This is a genomic window from Geothrix terrae, assembly GCF_022808775.1.
GTDB classification, from domain to species: domain Bacteria; phylum Acidobacteriota; class Holophagae; order Holophagales; family Holophagaceae; genus Geothrix; species Geothrix terrae.
Window position 1 is genome coordinate 166,203 of the sequence record NZ_JAKZLA010000007.1, and the last position, 19,392, is coordinate 185,594.

24 protein-coding genes are annotated in these 19,392 nt (G+C 68.1%); 8 read left to right on the plus strand and 16 right to left on the minus strand.

The genetic code is table 11. From position 1 onward, the window contains the following. Nucleotide 1: 1 nt before the first annotated feature. The 13 genes from rplP to MLE42_RS13725 form a co-directional block, all read right to left on the minus strand. On the minus strand, nt 2–421 hold the full coding sequence (gene rplP / locus MLE42_RS13665) for a 50S ribosomal protein L16 (protein ID WP_243288435.1): 420 nt from the start codon (nt 419–421) through the stop codon (nt 2–4). A 9-nt stretch (nt 422–430) separates the two neighbouring features. Further along, entirely contained in the window at nt 431–1,078 is a 648-nt protein-coding gene (gene rpsC / locus MLE42_RS13670; RefSeq protein ID WP_243288436.1) for a 30S ribosomal protein S3, read from the minus strand. A gap of 2 nt (nt 1,079–1,080) precedes the next feature. Further along, a complete protein-coding gene (gene rplV / locus MLE42_RS13675; protein ID WP_043483641.1) occupies nt 1,081–1,434 on the minus strand; it encodes a 50S ribosomal protein L22 in 354 nt (117 codons plus the stop codon). A 2-nt stretch (nt 1,435–1,436) separates the two neighbouring features. Continuing rightward, nucleotides 1,437–1,721 carry a 30S ribosomal protein S19 gene (rpsS, locus tag MLE42_RS13680; protein ID WP_026852752.1) on the minus strand — a complete coding sequence of 95 codons (285 nt, stop codon included), beginning with the start codon at nt 1,719–1,721 and terminating at the stop codon, nt 1,437–1,439. An 11-nt stretch (nt 1,722–1,732) separates the two neighbouring features. Continuing rightward, on the minus strand, nt 1,733–2,554 hold the full coding sequence (rplB, locus tag MLE42_RS13685; RefSeq protein WP_243288437.1) for a 50S ribosomal protein L2: 822 nt from the start codon (nt 2,552–2,554) through the stop codon (nt 1,733–1,735). Nucleotides 2,555–2,627: 73 nt separating this feature from the next. Continuing rightward, entirely contained in the window at nt 2,628–2,903 is a 276-nt protein-coding gene (locus tag MLE42_RS13690) for a 50S ribosomal protein L23 (RefSeq protein ID WP_026852754.1), read from the minus strand. Further along, nucleotides 2,900–3,535, minus strand: coding sequence for a 50S ribosomal protein L4 (rplD, locus tag MLE42_RS13695; protein WP_243288438.1), 636 nt, complete (start codon nt 3,533–3,535; stop codon nt 2,900–2,902). Before rplD ends, MLE42_RS13690 begins: the two co-directional genes overlap by 4 nt. A gap of 1 nt (nt 3,536) precedes the next feature. After that, the gene (gene rplC, locus MLE42_RS13700; protein WP_243288439.1) at nt 3,537–4,163 is read right to left on the minus strand and encodes a 50S ribosomal protein L3; all 627 of its coding nucleotides are present in this window, start codon (nt 4,161–4,163) and stop codon (nt 3,537–3,539) included. Between the two features lie 14 nt (nt 4,164–4,177). Continuing rightward, a complete protein-coding gene (gene rpsJ / locus MLE42_RS13705) occupies nt 4,178–4,504 on the minus strand; it encodes a 30S ribosomal protein S10 (RefSeq protein WP_043483643.1) in 327 nt (108 codons plus the stop codon). Nucleotides 4,505–4,847: 343 nt separating this feature from the next. Then, the gene (fusA, locus tag MLE42_RS13710; protein WP_243288440.1) at nt 4,848–6,956 is read right to left on the minus strand and encodes an elongation factor G; all 2,109 of its coding nucleotides are present in this window, start codon (nt 6,954–6,956) and stop codon (nt 4,848–4,850) included. 106 nt (nt 6,957–7,062) lie between these two features. After that, nucleotides 7,063–7,533, minus strand: coding sequence for a 30S ribosomal protein S7 (gene rpsG, locus MLE42_RS13715; protein ID WP_243288441.1), 471 nt, complete (start codon nt 7,531–7,533; stop codon nt 7,063–7,065). A gap of 12 nt (nt 7,534–7,545) precedes the next feature. After that, nucleotides 7,546–7,944: a 30S ribosomal protein S12 gene (gene rpsL / locus MLE42_RS13720; protein ID WP_026852760.1), complete on the minus strand. Its 399-nt coding sequence runs from the start codon at nt 7,942–7,944 to the stop codon at nt 7,546–7,548. Between the two features lie 155 nt (nt 7,945–8,099). After that, nucleotides 8,100–8,363 carry an FmdB family zinc ribbon protein gene (locus tag MLE42_RS13725; protein WP_243288442.1) on the minus strand — a complete coding sequence of 88 codons (264 nt, stop codon included), beginning with the start codon at nt 8,361–8,363 and terminating at the stop codon, nt 8,100–8,102. A 56-nt stretch (nt 8,364–8,419) separates the two neighbouring features. Between MLE42_RS13725 and rfaE2 the strand changes: the two genes are divergently transcribed. Both rfaE2 and MLE42_RS13735 read left to right on the plus strand, forming a co-directional pair. Continuing rightward, nucleotides 8,420–8,917 carry a D-glycero-beta-D-manno-heptose 1-phosphate adenylyltransferase gene (rfaE2, locus tag MLE42_RS13730; RefSeq protein ID WP_243288443.1) on the plus strand — a complete coding sequence of 166 codons (498 nt, stop codon included), beginning with the start codon at nt 8,420–8,422 and terminating at the stop codon, nt 8,915–8,917. An 83-nt stretch (nt 8,918–9,000) separates the two neighbouring features. Continuing rightward, complete coding sequence (locus MLE42_RS13735; protein WP_243288444.1) at nt 9,001–9,576, plus strand: outer membrane beta-barrel protein; 576 nt, start codon at nt 9,001–9,003, stop codon at nt 9,574–9,576. Between the two features lie 65 nt (nt 9,577–9,641). Here the strand turns inward: MLE42_RS13735 and MLE42_RS13740 are convergent, their stop codons facing one another. Further along, nucleotides 9,642–11,801, minus strand: a complete 2,160-nt coding sequence (locus MLE42_RS13740) for a glutamine synthetase III family protein (protein WP_243288445.1) — start codon at nt 11,799–11,801, stop codon at nt 9,642–9,644. A 136-nt stretch (nt 11,802–11,937) separates the two neighbouring features. Between MLE42_RS13740 and MLE42_RS13745 the strand changes: the two genes are divergently transcribed. From MLE42_RS13745 to MLE42_RS13770, 6 genes are all read left to right on the plus strand, one after another. Beyond that, entirely contained in the window at nt 11,938–12,114 is a 177-nt protein-coding gene (locus MLE42_RS13745; protein ID WP_243288446.1) for a hypothetical protein, read from the plus strand. Between the two features lie 9 nt (nt 12,115–12,123). Continuing rightward, entirely contained in the window at nt 12,124–13,092 is a 969-nt protein-coding gene (gene nadA, locus MLE42_RS13750) for a quinolinate synthase NadA (RefSeq protein ID WP_243288447.1), read from the plus strand. Nucleotides 13,093–13,426: 334 nt separating this feature from the next. Next, nucleotides 13,427–14,998: a sensor histidine kinase gene (locus tag MLE42_RS13755; RefSeq protein WP_243288448.1), complete on the plus strand. Its 1,572-nt coding sequence runs from the start codon at nt 13,427–13,429 to the stop codon at nt 14,996–14,998. Between the two features lie 128 nt (nt 14,999–15,126). Continuing rightward, a complete protein-coding gene (locus tag MLE42_RS13760; protein WP_243288449.1) occupies nt 15,127–15,927 on the plus strand; it encodes a c-type cytochrome in 801 nt (266 codons plus the stop codon). Between the two features lie 96 nt (nt 15,928–16,023). After that, on the plus strand, nt 16,024–16,737 hold the full coding sequence (locus MLE42_RS16310) for a response regulator transcription factor (RefSeq protein ID WP_243288450.1): 714 nt from the start codon (nt 16,024–16,026) through the stop codon (nt 16,735–16,737). Nucleotides 16,738–16,762: 25 nt separating this feature from the next. Next, nucleotides 16,763–18,091, plus strand: a complete 1,329-nt coding sequence (locus MLE42_RS13770) for a class II 3-deoxy-7-phosphoheptulonate synthase (RefSeq protein ID WP_243288451.1) — start codon at nt 16,763–16,765, stop codon at nt 18,089–18,091. On the opposite strand, the gene MLE42_RS13775 is transcribed toward MLE42_RS13770, so the two are convergent. Continuing rightward, nucleotides 18,088–18,540 (minus strand): SRPBCC family protein, encoded by a 453-nt coding sequence (locus MLE42_RS13775; protein ID WP_243288452.1) that lies wholly within the window; start codon nt 18,538–18,540, stop codon nt 18,088–18,090. The two genes, MLE42_RS13770 and MLE42_RS13775, sit on opposite strands and share 4 nt — an antisense overlap. Before the next feature lie 99 nt (nt 18,541–18,639). Next, nucleotides 18,640–19,389: a hypothetical protein gene (locus MLE42_RS13780; RefSeq protein WP_243288453.1), complete on the minus strand. Its 750-nt coding sequence runs from the start codon at nt 19,387–19,389 to the stop codon at nt 18,640–18,642. Between the last annotated feature and the right edge of the window lie 3 nt (nt 19,390–19,392).

Sequence of the window (19,392 nt, forward strand, 5' to 3'; positions counted from 1 at the left end):
CTCACTCCTCCGGCGGCGTGCGGGTGACGACTTCGGACGCCACGGACAGCTTCATCTGGGCCAAGCGCAGGGCTTCACGCGCGATCTCCTCGGTCACCCCCTCCATCTCGAAGAGGATGCGGCCGGGGCGGATCACCGCCACCCAGCCGTCCGGAGCTCCCTTGCCGGAGCCCATGCGGGTCTCCGCGGGCTTGGAGGTGGTGGGACGATCCGGGAAGATGCGGATCCAGATCTTGCCGCCGCGCTTGATGTGGCGGGTCATGGCGATACGGGCGGCTTCGATCTGGCGGTTGGTCAGCCAGCAGTGCTCCGTCGCCTTGAGGCCGAAATCGCCGAAGGCGAGATCGTTGCCGCGGGTGGCGACGCCGCGGGTGCGGCCCTTCTGGGTTTTGCGGTTCTTGACCTTCTTGGGCATCAGCATGGGGTCACCTCAGCGCTTCACGGTCTCGGCAACCTGGTCGCCCAGGTTCACCCAAACCTTGATGCCGATGATCCCGTAGGTCGTGCGGGCCTCGGCGAAACCGTAATCCACGCCCGCGCGAATGGTCTGCAGGGGCATCTGACCGGAGAGGTAGTCCTCGGTCCGGGCGATCTCGGCGCCGTTCAGGCGGCCGGAGACCTTGATCTTGAAACCCTTGGCGCCGAAGCGGATCGCGGCCTCCTCCGCCTTGCGCATGGCGCGGCGGAAGGCGATGCGGCGCTCGAGCTGCTGGGCCACGCCCTCGGCCACGAGCTGGGCATCCACCTCAGGCTTCTTGATCTCCTGGATGTCGACGGACACGGGGCGGTTCAGGCGCTTCTGGAGGTCTTCGCGCAGCTTGTCGATCTCGGCGCCCTTGCGGCCGATTACGATGCCGGGGCGGGCGGTGAAGATGCGCACGGTGACCTTGTCCGCGGCGCGCTCGATGTCGATCTTCGAGATCATCGCGTTCAGGCTGTGCAGCTGCTTCTTGAGCTCGCGGCGCAGCTTGATGTCCTCATGCAGGAGCGTGGAGTACTCGCGCTTGGAGAACCACTTGCTGTGCCAGTTCTTCTGGTGGACGAGGCGGAACCCGTAGGGGTGGACCTTCTGACCCATGACTACTCCTCCCCGGCCGCAGAAAGCTGGATGGTGATGTGGCAGGTGCGCTTCTGGACCCGGTAGGCGCGGCCCATGGGCGCAGGGCGGACGCGCTTCATGCGGAAGCCCTCATCCACGAAGGCCGTCTTGACCATCAGCTCGTCCGGGTTGACGGACGGGTTCTTGTCGATGGCGTTGGCCACGGCGGAATCCAGGAGCTTGCGGATGGGGGCGGCGGCGTACTTCTTGGCCTGCGCGAGCACCCACTGGGCCTCGCCGACGTGCTTGCCGCGGATCATGTCCACCACGAGGCGGGCCTTCTGGGCCGAACCGCGCAGGTGGCGAACGGTGGCGCTGGAAACGATCTCAGCCATCGCTACTTCCCCTTCGCCTTGGTGTCGGCCTTGCCAGCGTGACCCTTGAAGGTGCGGGTCAGGGCGAACTCGCCCAGCTTGTGGCCGATCATGTTCTCGGTGACATAGACAGGAATGAACTTGTTGCCGTTGTGCACGGCGAGGGTCAGTCCGATCATCTGCGGGACCACGGTGGAGCGGCGGGACCAGGTCTTGATCACGCGCTTGTCGTTGGCCGCCTGGGCGACTTCCACCTTCTTCTGGAGGTGGGCGTCAATGAACGGGCCTTTTTTCAGGGAACGTGCCATTGTCGGGCCTCCTAGTTGATCCGCTTGACGATGAACTTGTCCGTGCGACGGTTGCCACGGGTCTTGTAGCCGCGGGTCGGCTGGCCCCAGGGCGTCACGGGGTGACGGCCACCGGAGGTGCGACCCTCGCCGCCACCGTGCGGGTGGTCGACGGGGTTCATGACCACGCCGCGCACGGTCGGACGGATGCCCTTCCAGCGGGTGCGACCGGCCTTGCCGATCTGGATGTTCTCGTGCTGCAGGTTGCCGACAGTGCCGATGGTCGCGTAGCAGTCCAGGTGGATCTTGCGGATCTCGCCGGAGGGCATGCGGAGCTGGGCGTAGTCGTCCTCCTTCGCCACGAGCTGGGCGAAGGTGCCGGCGGCGCGGGCGATCTGGCCGCCCTTGCCGGGCTTCATCTCGATGTTGTGCACCGTGTTGCCCACGGGGATGTTCCGCAGGGGCAGCGCGTTGCCCACCAGGATGTCGGCGGTCTTGCCGGCCACCACGGTGCGGCCCACCTCCAGGCCGTCGGGGGCCAGGATGTAGCGCTTCTCGCCGTCCGCGTAGACCAGCAGGGCGATGCGGGCGGTGCGGTTGGGATCGTATTCGATGGTCGCGACCTTGGCCGGGACTTCGAGCTTGTTGCGCTTGAAGTCGATGATGCGGTACTGGCGCTTGTGGCCGCCGCCGATGTGGCGGGTGGTGACCCGGCCGGTGTTGGACCGGCCGCCAGTGCGGTTCTTCTTGGCAATCAGGGAACGCTCAGGCGTATCCGTCGTGATTTCCTCGAAGCCGAACTTGGACATGCCGCGCTGACCGGGGGTCGTGGGCTTGAGCTGCTTGATGCTCATGGGTGTCCTCTTGCCTCAGGGTTGAAAGGGGCGGGCGATAGTGGGCAAAGCTTGTCCGTCCGCCATGGATCGCCTACTCGGACGCGGGTGCGCCCTCGGCGAGTTCGACATAGGCCTTCTTGCGGGGGCTGGAGGTCCCCACGAAACGGCCGAGGCGCTTGGTCCGGCTGGGGATCCGCACAGTGCGGACGCTCTTCACCTTGGACTGGAGCAGGAGCTCCACGGCCTCCTGAATCTGGTGCTTGGTGGCCCAGGTGGCCACCTCGAACACCTGGATGTTCTTCTCCCGCAGGATCTGGCCCTTCTCCGTGAGGAGGGGCTTGCGGATCACGTCGAAGATCTTGGTCATGGCTTCACCACCTCCTGGAGGGCCAGGACGGCTTCCTTGGAGAAGATCACCTGGTCGTACTTGAGGAGCTCATAGACGTTCACGCCCAGGCTCTCGACGGTCTGCAGCTTCGGGTTGTTGCCGGCGGCGCGGGAGAGCTTCTCGCTGGCTTCGGTGCCCACCAGGAGGGCGGAACCGGTGACACCGAGCTTGCCCAGGGTCTGGATCAGGGCCTTGGTCTTGTGGGACTCGACCTCCCAGCTCTCCACCACCAGCATCTGGCCGCTCGCGAGCTTGGCGGACAGGGCGTTCCGCAGGGCGGCGCGCCGGGCCTTCTTGGGGAAGGCGTAATCATAGGAACGGGGGTGGGGGCCATGGACCGTGGCGCCGCCCTTCCACAGCGGGCTGCGGATGGAGCCCACGCGGGCGCGGCCGGTGCCCTTCTGCTTCCAGAGCTTCTTGCCGGAGCCGCTGACTTCCCACTTGTCCTTGGTCTTGGCGGTGCCGGAGCGGCGCTTGGCCAGGAAGTGGCGCACCGCTTCCCAGATCAGGTGCTCGTTCAGGTCCTCGAGCTTGAACACCTCGGGCAGGAGGTCGACGGTGCCGACCTGCTTGTTGTCGAGGTTGACGACGGGGTGCTGGAACGCTGCCATCCTAGGCCTCCTGCTTGATGACGATGTACCCACCCTTGGGGCCGGGGACGGCGCCCTTGATGAGCAGCAGGTTGTTCTCGGCGTCCACCTTGGCGATCTCCAGGTTGCGCACGGTCACCTGGGCGTCGCCCATGTGGCCGGCCATGCGCATGCCGGGGAACACGCGGCTGGGATAGCTCGATCCGCCGATGGAACCGGGGGCGCGGTGGAACATGGAGCCGTGGGTCGCGCGGCCGCCGGCGAAGTGGTGCCGCTTGATGACGCCGGCGAAGCCCTTGCCCTTGCTGATGCCGGTGACGTTCACCTTGGTCTTCGCCTCGAAGGCGCTGGCCAGGACGCTGTCGCCTGGCTTGGACGTGTCAGCCGCGTCCACCTTGATCTCGCGCAGCACGCGGACCGGAGCGACGCCCTGCTTCTCGCAGTGGCCCTTCTCGGCCTTGGAGGCGCGCTTGCCGCCGTTGGGGTCCACGTAGCCGATCTGCACGGCCTCGTAGCCATCCTTGGCGGAGGTCTTGCGCATCACGACCACGCAGGGGCCGGCCTGGATGACGGTCACGGGGACGATCTGGCCCTGCTCATTGAAGATCTGGGTCATCCCCAGCTTCTTGCCGATGATTCCTTTGGACATGTTTTCTCCCCCCTCTACCGGTTGCCCTGACGGCTGAAGACCTTGATCTCCACGTCGACGCCAGCGGGCAGGTCCAGGCGCATGAGAGTGTCCACGGTGTTCTGGGTCGGGTTCAGGATGTCGAGCAGCCGCTTGTGCGTGCGGATCTCGAACTGGTCCCGGCTCTTCTTGTCCACGTGGGGGGAACGGTTCACGGTGTACTTGTTCGTCCGGGTGGGGAGGGGAATCGGTCCCGCCACCTGGGCGCCCGTGCGCTTGGCGGTGTCCACGATCTCGCGGGTGCTCTGATCGAGCAGACGGTGGTCGAAGGCACGCAAACGGATGCGGATGTTGTCTTTCATGCTCACTCCATTGGGACGGGGACCGTCCATAGACGTGGGGCGCTGACCGCCCATGTAAATCCGTCCCAACGACAGGGACAGGGCTGATCAGCATAACAAAAGCCGCTGCAAATTCAACGGCTTTTTGAGAGAACGCACGACCTCCCGGAGGAGGAAGCGGGTGGATCAGGAGGCCCGGCAACCCGAAGGTTCGAAGGACGGCCTCACCCCCGGAGGGGCTTAAACTGCAGGTAAAACAAGAAATGATTGTTAATGCTGGCGACGAGGACCGGCTTCGCCGGGCCGAGCAGCGGGGGTGCGGGGGTGTGCGCGCAGCAAAGCGGAGCGCGGGACCCCCGCGATATTACTTGGCACCCTTGACCTTGGCGATGATCTCTTCCGCCACGTTCCGGGGAGCCTCTTCGTAGTGCGAGAACTGCATGGTGTAGGTGCCGCGGCCCTGGGTCATGGAGCGCAGAGTCGTGGAGTAGGCGAACATCTCGGCCAGGGGCACCTTGGAGGTGATGACCTTGGAGCCGGAACGCTCCTCCATGTTCTCGATGCGGCCACGACGGCTGTTCAGGTTGCCGATGACGTCGCCCATGTAGTCCTCGGGGGTCTCGACTTCCACGGCCATGATGGGCTCGAGGATCACGGGGCTGGCCTTTTCGCAGCCGGCCTTGAAGCCCATGGAACCGGCGATCTTGAAGGCCATTTCGTTGGAGTCCACTTCGTGGAAGCTGCCGTCGTAGATGGTCACCTTGATGTCCACCACGGGGTAGCCCGCGAGGACGCCGGAGTGCATGGCCTCCTGGATGCCTTCGTCGGTGGGCTTGATGTATTCCTTGGGAACCACGCCGCCCTTGATCTCGTTGATGAACTCGTAGCCCTTGCCGACCTCATTGGGCTCGACGATGAGCTTGACGTGGCCGTACTGGCCGCGGCCGCCGGACTGGCGCACGAACTTGCCCTCGGACTCCACCCGCTTGCGGATGGTCTCGCGGTAGGCCACCTGGGGCTTGCCCACGTTGGCCTCGACCTTGAACTCGCGCATCATGCGGTCGACGATGATCTCGAGGTGCAGCTCGCCCATGCCGGCGATGATGGTCTGGTTGGTCTCGGGATCGGTCTTCACCTTGAAGGTGGGATCCTCCTGGGCCAGGCGGGCCAGGGCGATGCCCATCTTCTCCTGGTCGGCCTTGGTCTTGGGCTCGATGGCGACCTGGATCACGGGATCCGGGAAGTCCATGGACTCGAGCACCACCGGGTTGTTCTCGTCGCAGATGGTCTGGCCGGTCAGCACATCCTTCAGGCCCACGGCGGCGCCGATGTCGCCCGTGCGGACCTCCTCGATGTCCTCACGCTTGTTGGCATGCATCTGGAGGAGGCGGCCGATGCGCTCGCGGCGGCCCTTGTTGGCGTTGTAGACGCCGGAGCCGGCCGGCAGGATGCCGGAATAGACGCGCAGGAAGGCCAGGGAGCCCACGAAGGGATCCGCCATGATCTTGAAGATGAGGGCGCTGAAGGGTTCGCTGTCGTCGGCCTTGCGCTCCACCTCGTTGCCATCGCTGTCCATGCCCTTGATGGCGGGAATGTCCAGGGGCGAGGGCATGTAGCTCACCACGGCGTCGAGCATGGGCTGGACGCCCTTGTTCTTGAAGGCGGAGCCGCAGGTCATGGGCGTGAAGGCCAGCGACACGCATCCCTTGCGGATACCCTCGCGCAGCTCGGCCTCGGTCAGCTCCTCGCCGCCCAGATACTTCTCCATGAGGTGCTCGTCGGTCTCGGCGACCATCTCGACCATCTTTTCGCGCCACTCCTTGGCGGTCTCCACCAGGTCGGCGGGGATCTCGCCGTAGAGGGTCTTGAAGCCCTTGTCGGCATCGTCGAAGGTGACAGCCTTCATGAGGATCAGATCCACCACGCCCTTGAAGTTCTCCTCGGCGCCGATGGGGATCTGGATGGGGCAGGGACGCGCCTTCAGGCGGTCCTGCATCATCTTGACGACACGGAAGAAGTCCGCGCCGGTGCGGTCCATCTTGTTCACGAAGGCCAGGCGGGGCACACCGTACTTGTCGGCCTGGCGCCACACGGTCTCGGACTGGGGCTGCACGCCGCCCACGGCGCAGAACACGGCCACGGCGCCGTCGAGCACGCGGAGGCTGCGCTCCACCTCGGCCGTGAAGTCCACGTGGCCGGGGGTGTCGATGATGTTGATGCGGTGCTCCACGCCCTTCAGCTGGCCGGTCTGGGGCGTCCAGGCGGCCGTGATGGCGGCGGAGGTGATGGTGATGCCCCGCTCCTGCTCCTGCACCATCCAGTCGGTGGTCGCGGCACCCTCATGCACCTCGCCGATCTTGTGGATCTTGCCGGTGTAGTAGAGGATGCGCTCCGTCGTGGTGGTCTTGCCGGCATCGATGTGCGCCATGATGCCGATGTTCCGGTAGCGCTCGAGGGGGGTCTGGCGGGCCACAGCGGCCTCCTGAAAGGATCAATGCAGATGCGGAGTCGGGAAATGCTTCAAAGACCTTCGCGGAAGGAGCCGCCGGGTCGGCGGCTCCTTCCGGTCGGACGGGCTGCTACCAGCGGAAGTGCGCGAAGGCCTTGTTGGCCTCGGCCATCTTGTGGACGTCGTCCTTCTTCTTGATGGCGGCGCCGCGGAAATTCATGGCGTCGAGGATCTCGCCTGCCAGCTTGTCGCGCATGGTGCGCTCGCCGCGGGAGGCGGAGTAGATCTTCAGCCAGCGCATGGCCAGGGACTGGCGGCGGTTCTGGGGAACCTCCACGGGCACCTGGTAGGTGGCGCCGCCCACGCGGCGGGACTTCACTTCCACCGAGGGCTTGATGTTGTTGAGGGCCTTCTGGAAGGCCTCCAGGGCCTCCTCGCCGGACTTCTTGGCGACGATCTCCAGCGCCCCGTAGAGGATGCGCTCGGCGGTGGCCTTCTTGCCGCGCTCCATGAGGATGTTCACGAACTTGGAGACGACGAGGCTGTTGTAGACGGGATCCGGGAGAATCTCACGCTTGGCGGGTGCGGAACGACGGGCCATGTTTCACCTCCCCTACTTCTTCTTGGCCGGCGCGGCGCCAGCCTTGGGGCGCTTGGCGCCGTACTTGGAACGGGACTGGTTGCGGCCCGCGACGCCGGTGGCGTCCAGGGTGCCGCGGACGACGTGGTAGCGCACGCCCGGCAGGTCCTTCACGCGGCCGCCGCGGATGAGCACGATGCTGTGCTCCTGCAGGTTGTGGCCCACGCCCGGGATATAGGTCGTGCACTCGATGCCGTTGGTGAGACGCACGCGGGCCACCTTACGAAGCGCGGAGTTCGGCTTCTTGGGGGTGGTGGTGAACACGCGGGTGCACACGCCACGCTTCTGCGGGCAGGCGTCGAGCGCGGGGCTCTTCGTCTTGTTCTGGAACGTCTTCCGCCCGAGGCGGATCAGCTGATTGATGGTAGGCACACCATCCTCCAAGGAAGGCACCGGTGGATCCGGGCCTGGGCCCGAGAGGTTCGCCGCGATGGAGGCTCCGGAGAACGTCGGACGGATGAAATCCTGCGCCGGCCCACGGGGCCGGAACCATCTAGGCTATCGGAAATGCCCTGAAAGTCAACGCATCAACCGGCGAACGGGCATCCGCACGCCCCGCCCGCGCAGCCGCCCGAAGAAGCGGGCGAGGAGGGGGCCGGGGACGCGGGTTCGGAGGCCGATCCCTTGAACCAGCCGCCGCCCACCAGGGAGAAGGCCGAGACCGAGATCTGGCGCTTCATGCCCTCGGGGGCCCCGCACGCCGGACAAGCATGCGCCTGGGGCGCAGACAGGCTCTCGAGCTTCTCTTCGGGCTTCCCGCAAGCTTCACATCGGTATTCGTAGAGGGGCATGGCATCCTTCTCCAGACAGGCACTTCCGCAGGTCTCCACTATATTCCCTTCTAAGCATGTTGTCATCCTCCCGTTTCTTCCCCTCTGCCCAGGCCTTCCTGGAAGCCGTGCCGCGTCCCGGACGGCTCTGCTTCACCAATGGCTGCTTCGACCTGATCCACCCCGGCCACGTGCAGTACCTCGCCGAGGCCCGCGCCCTGGGCGACTTCCTCGTGGTGGGCCTCAACAGCGACGCCTCCGTGGCGCGGCTCAAGGGCCCGGGCCGCCCCCTCCAGGACGAGGCCGCCCGCGCCGCCATCCTGCTGGGACTGCGCAGCGTGGACGCCGTGGTCCTCTTCCACGAGGACACGCCGCTGGAACTCATCCGCGCCCTCCAGCCCGATGTGCTGGTGAAGGGCGGCGACTACACGCCTGACACCGTGGTGGGACGCGAGATCGTGGAGGGACACGGGGGGAAGCTGGTCCTCCTGCCCTTCCTCCCGGGCCACAGCACCTCGCGCATCGAGCAGCGGATCCGCAGCGGGCGCGGCGTCACGCTCGAGCCCCGCGCATAGATCCTTCGGATGATCCAATTGTGACGGTACCTCGCTAGGCTGGGACCGGCCTCACACCGGGGCCCGCCATTGTCGGAGGTCTCATGCGTCACCGCGTTGCCCTTGCCCTCGCCCTTCTGGGCCTGCCCCTTGCCGCCCAGGACATCACCGGCGGCCTGCAGACGGGGCTCTCTCTGCCGGTCGGGGACCTGAAGGACAAGACCGATTTCGGCACCAACCAGTTCTTCGGCGCCCACATCGGCGGTCACCTGGACTTCAACATCACCTCCCACCATCAGGTCCGCGCCCAGCTGACCTACCACAGCCTTCCGGGCTCAGGCTGGGGCGGCCCGGCTGATGTCAACAACGACTTCAAGATCCTGCAGATTGGCGCCGACTGGGTCTACAACTTCCAGAGCCCGAACCAGGGCTGGTACACCATCGCCGGCGCTTCCCTGAACAGCGTCAAGGACGATTACAGCGGAAACGGCTTCAGCGGCAGCGCCAGCCAGAGCGGCAAGCTCGGCCTGCGCGGCGGCGGCGGCTACACCTTCAACAAGATGTTCTCCCTCGAAGGTTCCCTGAACCAGGTCTTCGTGGACAAGAACGGCAACGACGGCTTCGGCTTCGACACCGCCACCTGGCTCCAGGTCAGCGCTGTGTTCCGGTTCGGGCGGTAGCCTCCGTTCCACCCATGAAAAACGGGCCGCGATCGCGGCCCGTTTTTCATGGGAACTGGGAAAAGCTAGAGCAGTGGCGACAGCAGCTGCCAGTACTTGGGCAGGGGCCAGAGGTCGGCGTCGCAGGCCTCCTCCAGGTGATCCAGCACCTCGCGCAGGGCGTGCTTGGCTTCATTCACCTTCTGGCCGAAGGCCTCGGTCCTGGCGTGCAGGTCCTCGATGGCGTCCGCCTCGGCCAGGGCGACCTTCATGGAGGAAAGGCGCGACTGGGCCTCGCCAGCGAGGGTGGCCTGGGCCTGGAGCGAGGCCTTCAGGGTCTCGGGCACCGCGATGCCGGCGGCCGCCAGCCTGCCGAGGCTCTTGGCCCGGGCCCCCAGGTCCGCCGTGATGGAGGGCAGGATCTGGGTCTCCGCCATCTCGCGCAGCACCTGCGTTTCGATGGCGATGGCCTTCTGATACTGCTCGTGGCGGATGTGGATGCGGGATTCCAGCTCCCCCTCGGACAAGATGCCCTGCTTGGAGAATACGGCCTTGGCCGCGGCGTTCTCCCAGATGTGCAGGGCCGCCACCGTATCCTTGGCGTGGGGAAGACCGCGACGCTCGGCCTCGACCTTCCAGTCCTCCGAGTAGCCATTGCCTTCGAAGCGGATGGACTTGGTCTCGATGATGGCCTCGCGCACCACGGACAGGACGGCCGCGCGGTGTTCCTTGCCGGCCTTGATCTCGGCGTCCAGCTTGGCGTTCAGCCCTTCCAACGCCTCGGCCACGGCGGCGTTGATCACCGTCAGCGGCAGGGCGATGGGCTGGCTGGAGCCCACGGCCCGGAACTCGAACTTGTTGCCCGTGAAGGCGAAAGGGCTGGTGCGATTGCGGTCCGTGGCGTCCTTCTCGATGCGGGGCAGGTTGCCGATGCCGAGATCCAGGATGCGCTGGGAGGAGGCGTCCGCGGCCGCGCCCTTCTCGATGGCGTCGAGGATGTGGCTGAGCTGGGCGCCAAGGAACACGGACATGATGGCCGGCGGCGCCTCGTTGGCGCCCAGGCGGTGGTCGTTGCCGGCGCTGGCGATGGCGGCGCGGAGCAGGCCGCCGTGGGTGTGGATGGCCTTCAGGGTGGCGCTGAGGAAGTAGAGGAACTGCAGATTCTCTTCGGGCGTCTGCCCGGGCTCCAGCAGGTTCTGGCCCTCGTCCGTGGCCAGGCTCCAGTTCACGTGCTTGCCGCTGCCGTTGACGCCGGCGAAGGGCTTTTCATGAAGGAGGATGGCCAGGCCGTGGCGCTCGCCCACGGACTTGAGGATCTCCATGAGCAGCTGGTTGTGGTCGCTCGCGATGTTGGCGGCCTCGTAGATGGGCGCGATCTCGAACTGGTTGGGCGCCACCTCGTTGTGGCGGGTCTTGGCGGGGATGCCCAACTTGAAGCACTCCAGCTCGACCTCCTGCATGAAGCCGAGGACCCGCTCCTTGATGCTGCCGAAGTAGTGGTCCTCCAGCTCCTGGCCCTTGGGCGGCTTGGCGCCCTGGAGCGTGCGGTTGGCGAACATGAGGTCCGGCCGCTGCTGGGCCAGCTCCAGGTCCACGGCGAAGTACTCCTGCTCGGGGCCGCACTGGGCCACCACCGCGTCCGCGGCCACGCCGAAGTGGGCCAGGCCCTCGCTGGCGCGCCGGGAGACCACCTCCATGGACCGCAGCAGGGGCACCTTGTGGTCCAGGGCCTCGCCGTGGTACCCCACGAAGGCCGTGGGGATGCAGAGGGTCTTGCCGATGGGGCCTTCGATGAGGAAGGCCGGGCTGGCCGGATCCCAGGCCGTGTAGCCGCGGGCCTCGAAGGTCGCGCGCAGGCCGCCCGAAGGGAAGGAGCTGGCGTCGGGCTCGCCCTGGATGAGCTGGCTGCCGCTGAAGCGTTCGATGACCTGGCCCGGCTCGTCCCAGGCGATGAAGGCGTCGTGCTTCTCGGCGGTGGCGCCGGTCATGGGCAGGAACCAGTGGGTGAAGTGGGTGCAACCCTGCTCCAGCGCCCAGTCCTTCATGGCCTGGGCCACGCTCTTGGCCACCTCCGGCGACAGGGCCTCGCCGCGCTTCAGCGCCTGGCGGTAGGCCTTGTAGACATCCTTCTGCAGGCGGTCGCGCATGGTCCGCTCGCTGAAGGTGTTGCAGCCGAAGTACTGGCTGATCTTGGTCTGGTCCAGCCGTGAGATGCTGGAAGTGTCTGGCGCCGGCGCCTTGGCCATGTGTCCCCCCTTCGGACGGTGGTGAAAGATGACTGTAAATACAAAAGGACCGATGTCCGCCCCTCGGGGGCAGCCATCGGATTCCCATGTCCACCTGGATCCTGCGATCCATCTCCAGGGTAGCGGAATCCCCCTTGTGGCAACAGATTTTCCCGTCTGCGGACGGGCTCTTTTTCTCCTGGGGGACCTCCAGAAGCGGCAGGAAGGGCTTCCCCGTCCCGCCGCCCTGGCCTGGGAACGGGCGGCCTTCGCCGCCGTCTTCGACGACCCGGGTCCGGGACAGCGGATCCGCCGGTTCCTTGAGAAGGCCTAGAATATGAGCATGGACCTGACCGCCCCCTACGTCCCCAACCTCGAGAGCATCCCCGCGGGCCTCGATCTGCCCGCCGAGATCCGGCGGCTGAAGGCCGAGCGGCGGGCCGTCCTTCTGGCCCACTACTACCAGGAACCGGAGATCCAGGATCTGGCGGACTTTGTGGGCGACAGCCTCCAGCTCAGCCAGCAGGCCGCCAGGGCCGACGCGGACGTCATCGCCTTCTGCGGCGTCCACTTCATGGCCGAGACCGCCAAGATCCTCAACCCCGGCAAGACCGTGGTCATCCCCGACATGGATGCCGGCTGCAGCCTGGCGGACCGGTGCCCGGCGGACTACTTCGCCGAGTGGCTGAAGCAGTACCCCGATCACGACGTGGTGAGCTACATCAACTGCTCCGCGGGCGTGAAGGCGCTCAGCACGGTCATCTGCACCAGCAGCAACGCCGTGCGCGTGGTCGAGAGCCTCCCCAAGGACCGCAAGATCGTCTTCGCGCCGGACCGGCACCTGGGCAAGTGGGTGATGCAGCAGACGGGCCGCGACATGGTGCTGTTCCCGGGTTTCTGCATCGTCCACGAGCAGTTCACGGCCAAGCGCCTGGCGGCCCTCAAGGCCCAGCACCCGGAGGCCAAGCTCATCGCCCATCCCGAGTGCGACGCCACCGTGAGCCAGCTGGCGGATTTCGTGGGCTCCACGGCCGCCCTGCTGAACTACGTGGCCAAGGACAGCGCCAAAGCCTTCATCGTCGCCACCGAGGCCGGCATCCTCCACCAGATGCGCCGGCGGCGGCCCGACGCCGAGCTGATTCCCGCCCCGGCGGACAGCGGCTGCAACTGCAGCCTCTGCCCTTACATGAAGCTCAACAGCCTGGAGAAGCTCTACCTCTGCCTGCGGGACCTCCAGCCGGAGATCCGCCTGGACGAGGCGGTGCGCCTGAAGGCCCTGAAGCCCCTGGAGCGGATGCTGGCCCTGGGTTAGAGTGCCTTACAAAACCCCCACGAGGCCGCGCGAGGGTCGCCGGGCGAGCGAGGCGAGGAACGCGAGGAGACGCGTAGCGGGTACTACGCGCGACGAGCGTGACGCGGCATCGCGGCGCCCGCCGGCCCTCGCCCGGAGGGAGAAAGCCAGGTGGGCGCCCCGCGGCGTCAGGGCCCTTGAACGATGTCCCGCATCGCCCTGCGGGCCCTTCCTTGCGGTGCATCCCACCTGGCTTTCTCGCGACCCCGTCGGGGTTTTGTAAGGCACTCTTAGGCGCCCGGAAGAGGCCAACGGCCGCTAAGCTGGCTGTCACCCCCTTCCCGCCGAGCCCCCAATGCCACGCCATCGCACCTCCCGCTTCCGCGTCCTCCATCCCGGCTTCGGAACCTCCCGGTGGCAGCGCCTCCAGCAGCAGAGCGGCATCGTCCTCCTGGTCCTGGCGGGCCTGCTGACGGCGGGGGTGCTCTATTTCGCCCCCCGGTACTACCTGATGGATCAGATCGGCAACGCCCAGCAGGCCTACATGGAGGCCCACTGGGTGGACTTCGAGGCGGTGGAGCGGCACTGGAAGAGCCTGCCGATCCTCCACAGCATCCAGCGGGGCGATGAGGAGGACGTCCGCCGCTTTCTCGGCGACCAGCCCCTGGTGGTGGCCCTGCTGGACCGCTTCGAGGGGCGCCACCTCTGGGTCCGCGAGGGCGACCACCTGGTCCCCCCCCGGGACCCCGCCCAGACCCAGCAGTACCTGGGATGGATGACCCACGCCGAGATGGCCCAGCGCTTCGAGTGGAACCCGCCGCGGGAGCAGGATCCAGACTTCGGGAAGGTGGCCACGGTGGTCCTGCTCTCGGACCGCTGGCTGGTGATCAAGCGCTGGCGGCCCGGGGCCCCGGAGGTGGAACGCGAGCTGGGCATCGCCCTGGCCCCGCGCCGGGCCCTGCGCATGGGGCTGCTCCGGGAGTCGGACGCCACGCGGAAGGATCTGAAGCCCCAGCCCTGGGGGGCCCAACCCAACCTCCAGGCCGATCCCCAGCGGCTCATCGCCCTGCCCCTCGGCTCCATCACCAAGACCAACGCCTTCGGAGAGGGCTGGTCCCTCGGCGGCGTGGCCTTCGACGACGACCAGGCGGCCTTCCGCCGGACGCTCAAGTCCCAGCGGCGCATGGTCTCCGGCGTGGCCCTCTCCGTGGGGCTGGCCATGCTGCTGGGCCTGTGGCTGCGGCACCGGACCCGGCGCAAGGCCGAGCTGGACGCCGACCGCATGGCCTCCATGACCCACAGCCTCAAGACACCCCTGGCCATCCTCAAGTTCCGCTGCGATTCCCTGCGCCTGGGCCGCCTCAGCCCCGAGCGGGCCGACGAGGAGCTGCTCAAGATCGGCGAGGAGGTGGACCACCTCACCACCATCATCGAGACGGGCCTGCGGGTCATCCGGGGCGGCGGCGCCTCCGGCCCCCACGGCCTGGCCACGCCCGCCTGGATCCGCGATGTGGTGGAGGATCTGCGCCCGGGATTCGAGGTCGAGAATCGGCCCCTGGAGATCCAGCTGGCGGAGGCATCGGGACGGGCCCCGCTCCCGTCCCTGCGCTCGGCCCTGCTCACCCTGGTGGAGAACGCCCTGACCCACGGGCGGGGCCGGGTCACCCTGGAATCCTGGCGGACCCGGCGCCGCCTCTGCCTCCGGGTCACCGACGAGGGGGACGGGCTGGAACCCCACCAGCTCAAGGCCCTGGGCAAGCCCTTCCAGCGCCTGCGCTCCAAGGGGAAGGAGGGGTTCCTGCGGGAAGGCCAGGGGCTCGGCCTGAGCCTCCTGGTGCAGGTGGCGGAGCAGGAGGGCTGGGGCCTCTCCTTCACCTCTGCCCCGGGGGAGGGCCTCTCGGCCCTTCTGGAGGTTCCGGTCGCCTGACCCGAAGGCCTCCATCCCCGCTCGGTTTCCACCCATCTGGCACCTTCAGAGATGACCAGGATCACGGGGCACGGCTCCTCCCGGGACCTACCATCAGGGCGGGCGATGCCCGCCCGATGGGGGAAGTCATGGCGCGTTCATGGATGGGCCTCGTGGTTCTCAGCCTGGGCGTGGTGGCCGCCGAGCCACCGAAGCCCGTCCAGGTGCCCCTGAAGGCGCCCCAGGAGGCGACCATCCCCCCGGGGCCCGTCGGCGAGGCGATCCGCCTGGGCCAGAAGATCTTCACGAACACCCCCAGGTACGCTCCGGCGTACTCCGGGAATGCCCTCAGCTGCAGCAGCTGCCACCTGGACGCCGGTAAGGCGCCCCATGCCGCGCCCATGGTGGGCCTCTGGGCCGTCTTCCCCACCTACCTGCCGCGGGCCGGACGCGTGGGAACCATGGAGGACCGCATCAACGGCTGCTTCCTGCGTTCCATGAACGGCAAGCCCCTGCCGACCAGCAGCGAGGAGATGCGCGGCCTGCTCGCCTATGTCTGGTGGCTGTCCAAGGACGTCCCCGTGGGCGCCGAGGTGGCGGGCCGGGGGAATCCGCCCCTGCAGGCTCCGGCGCCCGCGGATCCGGAACGCGGCAAGGCAGTCTATGCCCGGGCCTGCGCCGTCTGCCACGGGGAGGACGGCCAGGGCTCCGCGGACATTCCGCCGCTCTGGGGTCCCCGGTCCTTCAACCTCGGGGCCGGCATGGCCCGCACCAGCAAGGCCGCGGCCTTCGTGAAGGCCAACATGAGCGGGCTCGGCGGAACCGATCCCCTCACCGCCCAAGAGGCCTACGATGTGTCCGCCTACTTCACCCATCAGCCCCGGCCGGACTTCCCCGGGAAGGTGAACGATTGGCCCCGCGGCGGGAAGCCTGCGGACAGCCGGTATTGAAGGAAGGCCCGCACTAGGAAATTGCAGCCGATCTAGCTTGCCTTTCCAAGGCAATGCTCGCATCTTGGATGAAGCACGATCCTTGAGCGAGATGCCGTGATCCACATCCTCGTGGTGGAGGATGAGCCCTCCCTCTGCCAACTCCTCGTCAACAACCTGAGCTTCGAAGGCTACTCCGTGGAGGCCGTGGAGGACGGTGTGCCCGCCCTGGCGGCCCACACGGCCCGGGCCGCGGATCTCATCGTGCTGGACCTGATGCTGCCCCAGCTGGACGGGTTCGAGGTTCTCCGCACCCTCCGGGACCGGCGGGACCACGTGCCTGTGCTCCTCCTCACGGCCCGGGGCGAAGAGGCGGATCGGGTGAAGGGCCTGAGCCTGGGGGCCGACGACTACCTGGTGAAGCCCTTCTCTGTGCTGGAGCTCGTCGCCCGGGTGAAGGCGATCCTGCGCCGGACCCGCCCCGTGGACCGGCCGACCCTGCTGCGGTCCGGCCCCTTCCGCTTCAACCTCCCGCGCCTGGAGGCCCGGCGGGAAGGGAGGCCCCTGGAGCTGACCCCCCGCGAGTTCCGCCTGCTGGAGATCCTCATCACCCACGCGGGCCGGACCCACAGCCGCAAGGAGCTGCTGCAGCTGGCCTGGGAGCCGGACGCCCGCCCCAGCGCCCGCACGGTGGACGTCCACATCGCCAACCTGCGCCGCAAGCTCGGCGAGGAGCTCGGTTCGCCCTGGATCACCACGGTCGGCGGCGAAGGCTACCGCTGGATCACCCCCGTGGAACCGGAGCCCGGCGGGACCGTGTCGAACGGGTAGACTGGACCTTCGTCCCCGAGGTCCGATGGCGCCCTGGAACCCCCACAGCTGGCAGCGCTTTCCCGCCGCGCAGCAGCCGGCCTATGAGGATCCCTCCGAGCTGGAGGGCGTCCTGGCGCGGCTCCGCCGCATGCCCCCCCTGGTGGTGCCCCAGGAGGTGGACCGCCTCCGGGGCCTGCTGGCCGAGGCCGCTGCGGGCCGGCGCTTCCTCCTCCAGGGCGGCGACTGCGCGGAGCAGTTCAAGGACTGCACGGCGGAATCCATCGCAGGCAAGCTGCGGGTGCTGCTCCAGATGTCCGTGGCCCTCACCCACGGCGGGCGGAAGCCCGTGGTGCGGGTGGGCCGCATCGCCGGCCAGTTCGCCAAGCCCCGCAGCAAACCCACCGAGCTGGTGCGCGGCCGGGAGCTGCCCAGCTACCGCGGCGACCTCGTGAACGGGCTCGAGGCGGACGAGGCCGCGCGCCGGCCCGACCCCGGCCGCATGCTGGAGGCCTACTTCCACGCCTCCGCCACCCTGAACCACCTGCGGGCCCTGGCGGCTGGCGGCTACGCGGACCTGCACCACCCCGAACGCTGGGAGCTGCCCGGCGAGGCGGGCCGGGTGCCCGAGTACCGGCGCACCCTGGACCAGGTGCGCGAATCCCTGGACTTCCTGGAAGCCCTGGGCGGCGTGCAGCGGGACGCCCTGGAGCGCATCGACTTCTACACCAGCCACGAGGCCCTGCTCCTGCCCTATGAGGAGGTCCTCACCCGCTGGGTGGGCGAGACCTCCGCCTACTACAACCTGGGGGCCCATACCCTCTGGGTGGGCGAGCGGACCCGCCAGCTGGACGGCGCCCACATCGAGTACCTCCGCGGCCTCCGCAACCCCATCGGCGTGAAGGTGGGCCCCAGCGCCACGCCCGAACACCTGGAGGCCCTGCTGGACCGCCTCGACCCCGACCGGGAGCCCGGGCGCATCACTCTCATCTCCCGCTTCGGCGCGGCGAAGATCCAGGCGGCCCTCCCGCCGCTCCTGAAGGCCGTCCAGGCCACGGACCATCCGGTCCTCTGGAGCTGCGACCCCATGCACGGCAACGGGGCCGAGAGCGCCCAGGGCCTCAAGACCCGCGACTTCGGGGCCATCCTCTCGGAGCTGCGCCAGGCCTTCGAGATCCACCGGGACCACGGCTCGCACCTGGGCGGGGTCCACATCGAACTCACGGGCGAGGCCGTCACCGAGTGCACCGGCGGCAGCGAGGGCCTCTCCGAGGCGGACCTGGCCAAGGCCTACGAGACCGGCTGCGACCCGCGGCTGAACGGCACCCAGAGCCTGGAGATGGCCTTCCTCATCGCGGAGATGATGCGGGGCTAGGCCCCGTCCGGAATCTCCGGTTCGACCAGCTGCGCCAGCAGCGTGAGCGACTCCTGCCAGCCCAGGTGGCAGGCCTCGGGCGGGATGACGGCCGGGATGCCCGACTGCACGATGTCCACCTCGGTGCCGACGGACACGGCTTTCAGGGAGATCGTCGTCTCCATGGCTCCGGGCAGGTTCGGATCGTCGAAGGTGTCCGTGTGCCGGATGCGCGTCCCGGGCACCAGCTCCAAATACTCGCCGCCGAAGCTGTGGCTGCTGCCCGTGCCGAAGTTCGTGAAGGACATCCGGTAGGTGCCGCCGACCTTCGCCTCCAGGTGGTGGACCTTCCCCGTGAACCCGTGGGGCGGAAGCCACTTGGCCATGGCATCCGGGTCGAGGAAGGCCCGGTAGACCTTGTCGGGGGTGGCGCGCAGCACGCGGTGGAGGCGGATGGTGTTCGTGGGCATGGTCGCTCCTCTGGCGCTGGGCCGCAGGATAGCGCCGATGGAACTGTCGCGACACCCATTCCGGACCGGTCCAACCCGGACCAGTTCCTGAGCCATGGGTCAGTGCACGGTGGGGTGGATCCCCTCCGACCCGGCCCGCAGGATCAGGGTTTCGAAGGCCGTGCCCACCAGGACCTCGGCTCCCGGCAGCAGCTCCTGCAGGGGCTTGAGCTTCGGCACCGGCAGCAGCAGGGCCTCGCCCGGGCGGAGGGTCGGCAGCTCCAGGCCCTCCCAGGCCCCGAGGGGCGTGCTGCGGCGGGCGGCGCCGGCCCGCAGCTCCAGGCTCCCCTCCGGCCAGGCATCCACCATCCAGGCTCCCAGCAGGACGCTTCCACCGTCCTCCAGGGCCAGGCAGAACCCTGCCGCGCCCCCGCCCGCCAGGCCCAGGACCGCCAGGCCAGGGCGGGGCAGTTCCGCCAGCTCCGCCCCGGGTCCCCTCACCCGGAAGCGGTCGAGGGCGGTCCCATCGGCCCGGTGCAGCGCCGCGGGCCGGGGCAGGCAGGGCAGCAGGTCCGCGGACTCCGGGGATGGGGCCAGGGATTCCGGCAGGGTGCCGCGGCGCTCCCATTTCTCGGCGTAGGCCAGGGTCTGCTTGGCCCGGGCCAGGGCCCGGGCCCCGCCTTCCAGCAGGCGCCGGAGGCTTCCCGGGACCAGGGCCTCGGCCAGCCGCTCCGGGTCGCCCTCCCCCAGCTTGCGGAGGCGCATGGCCTCGATGCGGTTCAGGTCCGCCAGGCGGCCCGACGCCAGCCGGCCCACGAGCGTCCGGCGTTCCAGGGGCCCCTCGGCCCAGGCGGCGGTGCCCAGGAGCATGGG